This window comes from Ruegeria sp. CH6 (genome assembly GCF_056537005.1).
On record NZ_JBQFQS010000001.1, the window covers coordinates 108,610 to 119,833 of the forward strand.

The following is an 11,224-nucleotide window of genomic DNA, read 5'->3' on the forward strand; positions in this document are numbered from 1 at the left end:
GCCAGAGATGAAAAGAGGGCCGGGGTGCAGCAGTTCGGGATAAGGCCGGAAGAGCCGGACGATTGGTGGGAGGTCGAAGCCCTCTATGACCTGTGCTTTGCCCCGGGGCGCGAAGCGCTTTCCTCGTATCGTTTGCGCGATGACGTCCCCCCGGTTCAGGGTCTGTCCATGGTAGCCCGCGACGGTCAGGGGATATTGGCCGGTGCAATCCGGTTCTGGCCTGTTCATGTCGGCGATCACGATGCGCTGTTGCTGGGGCCTGTCGCAGTCCACCCAACCCATCAGGGCGAAGGACTGGGCGGCTATCTCATTCACGAAGGTGTCGAAGCGGGCCGTCGCATGGGATGGCATCGCGTGATGCTGGTGGGTGACGCGCCTTACTACGCGCGCTTTGGCTTTACCCGGTTAATAGGGGTCGAAATGCCGCCGCCAACCAACCCCGAGCGTATTCTGGGCATGGAACTGACCGATGGTACATGGGCTGGAATCACCGGCTCGGTCACGCGCTGGAGCCGCTGACCTATTGAATCATCCCATCAAAGTGCCAATGTCTTATGCACAGGAGGGCACATATGCAGGACGTGGTTCTGATCGAAAAAATTGATACAGAGGCTGAACTTGACCGGCTTGCCGGACATTACAGATCCGCCGGCGGGGCAGGGGTTAAACTGCTTAACAGGCTTGGCGGATCCGCAGAATCGCTGCTTGATCAACTCCCCGAGCCAGTCCGGTCGGGTCTGACCGACGCAACAGAACATGCGTTATGGGCCGCTATGCATGCGGCTGAGGGGACACGACGGGCGGTTCCGGACCAAAAGCCCTGGGTCAATACCGCCATCACAACCGCTATGGGGGCCGCTGGTGGACTGGGTGGCATGACCACCGCGCTTGTCGAGCTGCCAGCGACGACCGCAATGCTGCTGCGTTCAATTCAGGGGGCAGCTGCTCGGGAAGGCTTTGATCCTGCAGCGGAAAACGTCAAGTTCGATTGCATTCGGGTATTGTCTGCAGCAGGACCAATGTCCGAGGATGATGGCTCGGATCTGGGGTTCTATTCCGTGCGTCTGACACTGACCGGCCCCGCAATGCAGAAACTTATCGCGATGGTTGCGCCACGCTTGTCGGTTGTACTGGGGCAAAAACTGGCTGCACAGTCTGTGCCTTTGCTTGGGGCATTGGCCGGAGGTGGCACCAACTACGTCTACACCCGGTATTATCAGCAGGTTGCGCGGGTTCATTTTGGCCTGCGCCGGTTGGCAATTGACGCAGATATTCCGCACCCAGAGCTTGTTCAGCGCCTGTCGCAGCGCATGCTGCACTGATATCAGCCTATCCTCCGTAACTTGGCAATAAGCGCCTCATATGGTATTTGTTGTCTATCGGACCGCAAAATAACGTAAAAATCGATCCGGCAGACAGGCAAAGATACCCAGTTGAAAGGCGTGACAGCGTGATGAACGCAAGGCTATCGCCAGATATACTCTGCAAGGCCGGGAAACTTCCCGTTGTGCCGCAGTCTGCCGCGTTGTGTTACCGGCTCATCAAGGGTCGGCCAGAAATCCTGCTGATCACCACACGTCGATCCAATCGCTGGATTATCCCCAAGGGGTGGCTGATCGATGGCCTCAGCCCATCTGAAACCGCAGGGCAGGAGGCATGGGAAGAAGCGGGCGTTATCGGTACCTGTTCCACTGAAGGTCTAGGCCGTTTCTCTTATGTGAAGCGCCATCCTGATCGAGGGTCGGTGTTGTGCCTTGTGGATGTCTTCTCACTGCATGTGCATCGGTTGGAGACAACGTATCCCGAGTGTGGTGAACGCCGGCTCAAGTGGTTTTCGCCTAAAAAAGCAGCGCTTCGGGTTGCTGATCACGATCTCGCAGAAATGTTGCGCAGATTTGATCCCCATCCGCACTGAACTGCCGCCGGAAAGACTTGATATTGCCATGTCTGTCGGTATCTATTCGGCAACCGACATATTGGATGGAAAATGATTCAATACGCCTTGAAATGCAGTGAAGGCCACAGCTTTGACAGTTGGTTCCAGTCTGCCTCAGCCTTTGACAAGCTGGCGGCAGCCGGGATGGTGACCTGTGCCATCTGCGGTTCGGCGAAGGTGGAAAAGGCAATCATGACACCTAGGGTGCGTCCTGCACGAAATGCCAAGGTTCAAACACAGGTTGCGCCACCGGAAACCAAGGAAATCAGTGTCGAGCCGACTGCCGCAGATGTCGAGAAGGTGCTGACCGAACTGCGCCGTAAAGTCGAAGAAAACTCTGACTACGTTGGCAAGAATTTCGCGAAAGAAGCGCGCAAGATGCATCTGGGCGAGTCGCCGGACCGTCCGATCTATGGAGAGGCCAAGCCGGAAGAGGCGAAGGCCCTGATCGAAGATGGTGTCCCTGTTGCGCCACTGCCCTTTGTTCCCAGCAGAAAGACCAACTGAATCATGCACATCGTGATTACGGGTGCCAATCGCGGAATTGGCCGATCGCTTGCGGATCACTATCGGGCCCGGGGGCATGACGTCACCGGAACCGCGCGGGATGGCAGCAGTGATCTGGCGTTGGATGTAACGGACCCCGCGCAGCATCGGACTGTGGCGTCGCTGCTTGAAGATCGGCCCATTGACCTGTTGATCTGCAACGCAGGCGTCTATCTGGATAAAGGGCACGGTATCGACGGATATCCGGCTGAGATGTGGGCCCAGAGTTTTGCGGCCAATGTGACGGGCGTGTTTCTGACGGTTCAGGCCCTGTTGCCCAATTTGCAGGCCAGCAAGGGCAAGATCGCGATCATGTCGTCTCAGATGGCATCGCATACACGGGCGCCGGGTGGCAGCTACATCTATCGCGCGTCAAAAGCGGCTGCACTCAATCTGGGGCGCAATCTGGCAACGGACCTGCGCGCTGATGGTATCGCCGTTGGTATTTACCATCCCGGCTGGGTTCAGACGGACATGGGTGGTCCCGCAGCCGAGATCACGACTGATCAGGCCGTTGAAGGCCTGACTGACCGGTTTGAAGCGCTCAGCCTTGATAACTCGGGCTGTTTTGAAACCTGGGACGGCCGCGCGCACGCTTACTGAGTGTTCAGCGCCGCTTTGGGGATCTCGTAAACCTCGCCGGGATCAATGAAAATCACCAGAATATCGCCGCGGGTTTCCGAGGTGAGTTGCGACGTTGAGCTGCTTGAATCCGGTTCGCCATTGGTAAAGTAGATGTTGCGGACTTCACCCGTGGGCAAGGCAACCGCAAGTGTTGCTGTACCATCATCGCGGCGACGCAATTCCGCGTTACAGCTCTGCAGTGGTTCACCAGCCAGGGCAGCGCAGGGAACGGTTCCCAATGCATTCTTACCGTCTGTCCCGGCCTGGGTCGCCACCTGAGCGACTGCAGGGGATGACATTAAAGCAATGGCAAAAGCAAAACGGAGCATGGGAAACCTCTTGGTCTAAGTCGTTGACGTCACGCTGGCATTGCCACCTTCCAATGTAAAGCGCACCTTTCGCGCAGCCTTGCGTTCTTTGCCCACTTGCTCTTGCGGTCCCCCTCGCATAAGAGGCACGGGACCGGAATTCCAAGGCGCGGAGACACTTGCCCCCATGCCCGTACTCGTGATGAAATTCGGCGGCACTTCAGTCGCCAATCTTGACCGCATCCGCCGTGCTGCAAAACGCATCGGTGTCGAAGTGGCTAAAGGCTATGATGTCATTGTCATCGTATCGGCCATGTCCGGCAAAACGAATGAGCTGGTCGGCTGGGTTGACGAGATTTCGCCGCTTTATGATGCCCGCGAATATGATGCGGTTGTGTCGTCCGGGGAAAACGTAACCGCCGGTCTGATGTCTCTGACCCTGCAGGAAATGGATATTCCCGCGCGCAGCTGGCAGGGCTGGCAGGTGCCTCTGATCACCAACGGTGCCCACTCGGCGGCGCGGATCGAAGAAATTCCGACCGACAATATCAACCAGAAGTTCGGCGAGGGTATGCGCGTAGCGGTCGTTGCTGGCTTCCAGGGTATCAGCCCCGAAGGCCGTATCACCACGCTGGGCCGGGGTGGATCTGATACCACCGCTGTTGCCTTCGCCGCCGCCTTTGAGGCCGAGCGTTGCGACATCTATACTGACGTCGATGGTGTTTACACCACCGATCCGCGCATCTGTGAAAAGGCGCGCAAGCTTGACAGAATTTCGTTCGAGGAAATGCTCGAACTGGCCTCGCTGGGGGCCAAGGTGCTGCAGACCCGCTCGGTCGAGCTGGCTATGCGCTACAAGGTGAAACTGCGCGTTCTCTCAAGCTTTGAGGAACAATCCGACGAAGCCGGTACGCTGGTTGTCGACGAGGAGGATATCATGGAATCCAATGTAGTGGCCGGTGTGGCCTATTCGCGGGACGAGGCAAAGATGACCGTTGTTTCGGTTGCGGACCGCCCCGGCATCGCCTCGATCATCTTCACCGCGCTCAGCGATGAGGGCGTGAATGTCGACATGATCGTCCAGAATATCTCGGACGAAGGTCGCACCGATATGACCTTCTCGTGCCCCACCAATCAGGTGACCCGTGCCGAACAGGCCCTGCTGGCGATCAAGGAAAAAGGCGAGCTGAACTACGCCGAACTGGTTGCGGATCAGGATGTCTGCAAGGTCTCGGTCGTCGGAATCGGCATGCGTTCGCAGTCGGGTGTTGCGGCTAAAATGTTCAAGGTGCTCTCGGATGAGGGGATCAATATCAAGGTCATTACAACCTCTGAGATAAAAATTTCCGTACTTGTGGATCGGAAATACATGGAACTTGCTGTTCAGGCACTGCATGATGCCTTTGAACTGGACAAGGCGGCCTGAGCTGATCGGCCAAAGGTCACGCCTGACACCGTAAAGCGATTAGGCGATGGCGGACGGTACAGAAACAGAATCCCGCAAGCTGCTGGGGCGGCTGCGCGAAGAGATGGCGAGCGAAGCCGCCGGTCAGGAACGTCTTGACCGGATCACGCATCTGATTGCCGACAGCATTCAGGCCGAAGTCTGCTCGATATATCTGTTCCGCGATGAAGACACGCTCGAGCTTTGTGCGACCGAAGGTCTGTCGCCCGAAGCGGTGCACAAAACCCGTATGCGCATGGGTGAGGGGCTGGTGGGCCGCGTCGCAAACAGCGGCAAAGTGGTCAACACCGCCGATGCGCCTTCGGCCAAAGGCTTCCGATATATGCCCGAAACGGGCGAAGAACGATTTTCTTCTTTCCTCGGTGTGCCCGTGCAGCGTCTGGGCGAAAAGCTAGGCGTTCTGGTTGTGCAGTCCCGTGAAGCGCGCGAATTTTCCGCTGATGAGGTCTATGCCCTGGAAGTGGTCGCTATGGTTCTGGCCGAAATGGCGGAGCTGGGTGCCTTTGTCGGTGAAGGTGCAGCCCTGTCGCCCCTGCACCAGCAATCGGTTCTGCTGCGTGGTGGTCCGGCTCAGGAAGGATCGGCCGAAGGCCATGTCTGGCTGCATGAACCCCGCGTGGTTGTTACCAATCCCATCGCGGATGATCCGCATCGCGAACTGGAGCGCCTGACCGAGGCGGTTGATGAATTGCGTGTGGGCGTCGATAAGATGCTCGAAATCTCTCAGGGCGGTGACAAGGAACAGCTGCAGGTTCTCGAAGCCTATCGGATGTTTGCCAATTCCAAAGGCTGGATGCGGCGGATGGAAGAAGACATCGCCCGTGGTCTGAGCGCCGAGGCGGCCGTCGAGAAAGAGCAATCGCAGGCCCGCGCGCGCATGAGCCAGGTTACCGATCCCTACCTGCGGGAACGGCTGGCTGATCTGGATGACCTCAGCAATCGGCTATTGCGCATTCTGACCGGGCAGGGCGCAACAAACGGGGCGGACCTGCCACCTGATCCGATCCTGATTGCTCGTAATATCGGTCCGGGCGATCTGCTGGAATATGGCCGCTCTCTCAAGGGTATAGTGCTCGAGGAAGGCTCAGTTGGCAGCCACGCCACTATCGTGGCCCGCGCTCTGGCGATCCCTCTGGTGGTACATGTGGGCCGGATCACGACTGAGGCTCTGAATGGCGACCATATCCTAGTCGACGGGGATCAGGGTGTTGTTCATCTGCGTCCCGAGGAAACCGTTGTCGGAGCATTCCGTGACAAGATCGCGATGCAGGCGAAGGCACAGGAACGTTATGCGTCGATCCGAGAAACCCCGACGGTTACGCAGGACGGTGCCCAGATCAATCTGGTGATGAATGCGGGCCTGATGGCCGACCTGCCGTCGCTTGAGAATTCTGGTGCCGAAGGGGTGGGTCTGTTTCGAACGGAACTGCAATTCCTGATCCGCAACCAAATGCCGAAACGGTCCGAGCTGGTCGCACAATACAAGCGTGTCCTCGATGCCGCCCACGGCAAGCGTGTGGTATTCCGCACCTTGGATATCGGTTCGGATAAGGTTCTGCCCTACATGAAACATGTGGAGGAACCGAACCCTGCGCTGGGCTGGCGCGCCATTCGGGTTGGTCTGGACAAGCGTGGCGTGATGCGGATGCAGTTGCAGGCATTGTTGCGTGCCGCAGATGGTCGCCCACTGACGATCATGTTCCCGTTTGTCGCGCAGGCCGAGGAATATCGCGAGGCCCGCTGGGAGGTGAACAAGACCATCGAGCGTGAAAAGCGGCTCGGCCATGTTCTGCCGGAAGCGCTTGAGGTTGGCGCGATGCTGGAAACCCCGTCCTTGGCCTTTGCACCGCAGAAATTCTTTGATGAGGTGGACTTTATCTCGGTCGGCGGCAACGACCTGAAACAGTTCTTCTTTGCGGCAGATCGTGAGAATGAACTGGTGCGCCGTCGCTATGATACGCTGAACGTCAGCTTCCTCAGCTTCATCGAACGGATTGTCGAACGCTGCAATATCTCGGACACGCCGCTCAGTTTCTGCGGCGAGGATGCGGGTCGCCCGGTTGAGGCACTCTGCCTTGCGGCGATGGGTATCCGGACCCTGTCCATGCGCCCAGCCTCGATTGGCCCGGTCAAAAGCCTGCTGTTGCGATCGAATTTGCAGGAGGTGCGCAAGATCATCGCAGATGCCCGCCATCGCGGAGAACAATCGGTACGCCCGTCTGTTATGGAATGGCTCCGTAATCAGGGATGAGGCGCTGTAAGCCCGAAACTGGCGCATCCGGCAAATCCATGCTTGATTTTTGGGACGGGTCTTTCTATTGAAACGACAAATGTTAGCGATAACATTATCTGTATCCGCGCGTCTCACTTCTGCGCCAAACGCCATGTTAAGCTGATTGCGGTGAACTCGAAAGGAACCTTGCAATGGTCTCACGCGTAATTCCGGTACATCCGTTCGACCTTGTGTTGTTCGGTGCGACCGGCGATCTGGCGCAACGCAAGATCCTGCCAGGCCTCTATCACCGATTCGAAGTCGGGCAGATGCCGGAAGACGCGCGCATCATCGCGACAGCGCGGTCTGAAATGGATGATGACGGGTTTCGCGAACAGGTTCGTGCCTCGATGAAGGAATTCGCGCCCGAGTTTTCGCCCGAGGTTCTGGATCGCTTTCTGACCCATGTGGAATATGTGCCGGTCGATGCGTTGGGCGATAGCGGATGGAAAGCACTAGGAAAGTCGCTCCGCCCCGATGTTGTTCGCGCCTTTTACCTGTCCGTAGGCCCAAGCCTGTTCCCCGGAATAGCGAAACGTTTGCACGACGAGGGGCTTGCGACATCTGACAGCCGGATCGTTGTCGAAAAGCCCTTTGGACATGATCTTGCATCTGCAAAGGCGCTGAACGAAGGTCTGCGCGCGTGTTTCGATGAACATCAGATTTACCGGATCGACCATTATCTGGGAAAAGAGACAGTTCAGAACCTGATGGCGTTGCGTTTTGCCAATTCGCTGTTCGAGCCGCTCTGGAATTCCACCCATATTGACCACGTCCAGATAACCGTGGCCGAAACTGTGGGCGTCGAGGGTAGGGGGGCCTATTACGATCAATCCGGCGCGATGCGGGATATGATCCAGAACCATCTTGTCCAACTTTTGTGTCTGACGGCCATGGAGCCGCCCTCGAAGTTCTCACCAAATGCGGTCCGGGATGAAAAGGTCAAAGTCATCGAGGCGTTGGAGCCGGTTGCGCCCGCCGATATCGCGCGCGGTCAGTATCGCACGGACAAGGGTGGCGACGGCTATCTGGACCACGTGGGCAACCCTGCCAGCCGCACCGAAAGCTATATCGCGCTCAAGGTTCATCTGGGGAACTGGCGCTGGGCGGGTGTCCCGTTCTACCTGCGTACCGGCAAACGCCTACGCGCCCGTGAATCCGAGATCGCGGTGTTCTTCCGCGATCCGCCACATACGATTTTTCCCAATGTTGGTCCTCTGCACGGCAACGTGCTGGTGATCCGGCTTCAGCCTGACGAAGGCATCACCCTGCGCACAACCATCAAAGAGCCGGGGCAAGGTGGGTTCCGCTTGTCCGACGTGGCCTTGGACATGAGCTTTGCTGATGCATTGGGTGACGAGTCCAAATCGCCGGACGCCTATGAGCGTCTGGTCATGGACGTGATCCGCGGTGATCAGACCCTGTTCATGCGCGGTGATGAGGCCGAAGCGGCGTGGGCCTGGGTTGATCCCATCATTCAGGATTGGGAAGAGCGGGGCGATCGCCCTTCGCGCTATGATCAGGGTAGTTCCGGACCCGAAGAAGCATTGATGCTGATGCATCGCGACGGGCGCCGCTGGCGCCAGATCGGAGGTTGAGATGGTTCACAACGTCATCACCGATGTCACACAACGGATCGTTGATCGCAGCGCGCCCTTGCGCTCGGTTCATCTTGAACGGATGGAGCAGGCGCGTTCAGCCGGGCCAGCGCGCGGTCACCTGTCCTGCAGCGGTCAGGCCCATGCCTATGCAGGCGCAGGCGATGACCAGCAATCATTGGCCACGGGCCACGCCGGAAATCTGGGTATTGTCACCGCCTACAACGACATGCTTTCGGCGCATCAGCCCTTTGAACGCTACCCCGAACTGATCCGTCAGGCCGCGCGTGTCGCAGGTGGCACTGCACAGGTAGCGGGCGGAGTTCCCGCAATGTGTGACGGCGTCACGCAGGGTGCAGCAGGCATGGAATTGTCGCTCTTTTCGCGTGATGTGATTGCGCTGGCTGCGGCTGTTTCACTTAGCCACAACACCTATGATGCCGCTGTTTTTCTTGGCGTCTGTGACAAGATCGTTCCCGGTCTGATCATCGCGGCACAAAGCTTTGGGCATCTGCCTTCCGTTTTTCTGCCCGCAGGTCCGATGACCAGTGGACTGCCGAACGACGAAAAGGCCAAGGTTCGCCAGCAATTCGCTGCCGGAGAAGTCGGGCGCGAAGAATTGATGGCCGCCGAAATGGCTGCATACCACGGCCCCGGGACCTGCACCTTTTATGGCACTGCCAATACAAACCAAATGCTGATGGAGTTTATGGGGCTGCACCTGCCGGGATCCAGCTTCATCAACCCGAACACGCCTCTGCGTGATGCGCTGACCGAGGAAGGCGCACGCCGTGCCCTGTCCCTCAGTGCGCTGGGGAATAACTATACCCCGGTTTGCCAAATCCTCGATGAACGTGCCTTTGTGAATGGGATCGTCGGTTTGATGGCGACAGGCGGTTCAACCAATCTGCTGATCCACCTGATCGCAATGGCCCGCGCGGGTGGTATCGTGCTGGACTGGCAGGATTTTTCCGACATCTCGGCTGTGGTTCCGCTGGTGGCGCGGGTCTATCCCAATGGTCTGGCCGACGTGAACCACTTCCACGCGGCGGGTGGCCTTGGATATTGCATCGGAACGTTGCTTGAGGATGGTCTGCTGCACCCCGATACTCTGACTGTCGCGGGGCGTGGTCTTCAGCACTACACTCAGGAACCCAAGCTGATCGATGGGCAACTGGTCTGGCAAGAAGGCGCGGGCCACAGCCTGAACGAAAAGATCGTTCGCCCCGCCAATGACCCCTTCCAGCCCACAGGCGGTTTGTCGCGTCTGACCGGCAATCTGGGCACCGCGGTAATGAAGGTTTCTGCCGTGGCCCCGGAACATCAGGTGGTCGAGGCCCCCGTGCGCGTGTTTCACGATCAGGATGAGGTCAAGACAGCATTCAAGGCCGGAGAGTTCACGGATGACGTCATTGTTGTTGTCCGGTTTCAGGGGCCAAAGGCCAACGGGATGCCCGAACTACACTCTCTGACTCCGATCCTGTCGATTTTGCAGGGCAGGGGACAAAAGGTGGCGCTGGTCACCGATGGACGCATGTCTGGCGCTTCGGGCAAAGTTCCTGCTGCGATTCATGTCTGTCCCGAAGCGCTTGAGGGTGGCCCGATTGCCTGCCTTCGGGATGGTGACATGCTTCGTGTCAATGCAGTTACCGGCGAGTTGGAGATCCTGACGGAGGGTGTTCTGGACCGGACACCCATCACGGCTGATCTGTCTGCTCATCAACACGGCGTCGGGCGTGAGTTGTTCGCCGCATTCCGCAACACTGTCGGTCCGGCGGATGCCGGCGCAAGCATATTTGGAGCCTGAGCCATGACATCCAAGTCCCAACGTACCCGCGAAATCTGCGCGCTTGCGCCCATTGTTCCGGTTCTGGTCGTCGATGACGCGGCACAGGCGCGCCCTCTGGCCGAGGCGTTGGTCGCGGGTGGTCTGCCTGCGCTTGAGGTCACGTTGCGCACACCCGCTGCGTTGGACGCGATCCGCGCCATGGCCGAAGTGCCCGGTGGGGTTGTTGGGGCTGGCACTCTGGTCACACCCGAAGACGTTCGTGCCGCCAAAGAGGCCGGCGCACAGTTTGGCGTATCCCCCGGCGCAACAGATGCCCTGATCGCAGCCTGCGAGGCTGAAGGCTTGCCGCTGCTGCCCGGTGCGGCCACCGCAAGCGAAGCCATGGCGCTGCTCGAAAAGGGTTATGACATGCTCAAGTTCTTCCCGGCCGAAGCCTCGGGAGGTGCACCCGCTCTGAAGGCCATCGGCGCACCGCTGCCGCAGATCAAATTTTGCCCGACTGGTGGCGTATCTACGTCAAATGCCCGTGATTACCTGTCTCTGTCCAATGTTGTCTGCGCAGGCGGCAGCTGGGTTGCGCCCAAACAGATGGTTTCTGGCGGAGATTGGTCGGGTATCGAAACACTTGCGCGCGAGGCTGCCTCTCTGATGGATTGACGTCGCGAAAGCCCACGCTAGGGTAGGCG

At 58.5% G+C, this 11,224-nt stretch carries 11 protein-coding genes; 10 read left to right on the plus strand and 1 reads right to left on the minus strand.

Going from position 1 to position 11,224, the window contains the following annotated elements; all coding sequences use genetic code 11:
* The first annotated feature begins 24 nt into the window (after positions 1-24).
* From ACR0CW_RS00565 to ACR0CW_RS00585, 5 genes are all read left to right on the plus strand, one after another.
* Entirely contained in the window at positions 25-519 is a 495-nt protein-coding gene (locus tag ACR0CW_RS00565) for a GNAT family N-acetyltransferase (protein ID WP_480786458.1), read from the plus strand.
* 53 nt (positions 520-572) lie between these two features.
* Complete coding sequence (locus ACR0CW_RS00570; RefSeq protein WP_480786459.1) at positions 573-1,322, plus strand: EcsC family protein; 750 nt, start codon at positions 573-575, stop codon at positions 1,320-1,322.
* 131 nt (positions 1,323-1,453) lie between these two features.
* Complete coding sequence (locus tag ACR0CW_RS00575) at positions 1,454-1,915, plus strand: NUDIX hydrolase (protein ID WP_480786460.1); 462 nt, start codon at positions 1,454-1,456, stop codon at positions 1,913-1,915.
* Positions 1,916-1,987: 72 nt separating this feature from the next.
* A complete protein-coding gene (locus tag ACR0CW_RS00580) occupies positions 1,988-2,443 on the plus strand; it encodes a DUF1178 family protein (protein ID WP_480786461.1) in 456 nt (151 codons plus the stop codon).
* A gap of 3 nt (positions 2,444-2,446) precedes the next feature.
* Positions 2,447-3,085 carry an SDR family oxidoreductase gene (locus ACR0CW_RS00585; RefSeq protein WP_480786462.1) on the plus strand — a complete coding sequence of 213 codons (639 nt, stop codon included), beginning with the start codon at positions 2,447-2,449 and terminating at the stop codon, positions 3,083-3,085.
* Here the strand turns inward: ACR0CW_RS00585 and ACR0CW_RS00590 are convergent.
* The gene (locus tag ACR0CW_RS00590) at positions 3,079-3,435 is read right to left on the minus strand and encodes a hypothetical protein (protein ID WP_480786463.1); all 357 of its coding nucleotides are present in this window, start codon (positions 3,433-3,435) and stop codon (positions 3,079-3,081) included. The two genes, ACR0CW_RS00585 and ACR0CW_RS00590, sit on opposite strands and share 7 nt — an antisense overlap.
* A gap of 166 nt (positions 3,436-3,601) precedes the next feature.
* Between ACR0CW_RS00590 and ACR0CW_RS00595 the strand changes: the two genes are divergently transcribed.
* From ACR0CW_RS00595 to ACR0CW_RS00615, 5 genes are all read left to right on the plus strand, one after another.
* Complete coding sequence (locus tag ACR0CW_RS00595) at positions 3,602-4,840, plus strand: aspartate kinase (RefSeq protein WP_155145037.1); 1,239 nt, start codon at positions 3,602-3,604, stop codon at positions 4,838-4,840.
* Between the two features lie 46 nt (positions 4,841-4,886).
* Positions 4,887-7,130, plus strand: a complete 2,244-nt coding sequence (ptsP, locus tag ACR0CW_RS00600) for a phosphoenolpyruvate--protein phosphotransferase (protein ID WP_480786464.1) — start codon at positions 4,887-4,889, stop codon at positions 7,128-7,130.
* Between the two features lie 173 nt (positions 7,131-7,303).
* Entirely contained in the window at positions 7,304-8,749 is a 1,446-nt protein-coding gene (gene zwf / locus ACR0CW_RS00605; protein ID WP_480786465.1) for a glucose-6-phosphate dehydrogenase, read from the plus strand.
* Position 8,750: 1 nt separating this feature from the next.
* Positions 8,751-10,556 (plus strand): phosphogluconate dehydratase, encoded by a 1,806-nt coding sequence (edd, locus tag ACR0CW_RS00610; protein WP_480786466.1) that lies wholly within the window; start codon positions 8,751-8,753, stop codon positions 10,554-10,556.
* Positions 10,557-10,559: 3 nt separating this feature from the next.
* Positions 10,560-11,195 (plus strand): bifunctional 4-hydroxy-2-oxoglutarate aldolase/2-dehydro-3-deoxy-phosphogluconate aldolase, encoded by a 636-nt coding sequence (locus ACR0CW_RS00615; RefSeq protein WP_170331273.1) that lies wholly within the window; start codon positions 10,560-10,562, stop codon positions 11,193-11,195.
* Positions 11,196-11,224 lie beyond the last annotated feature (29 nt).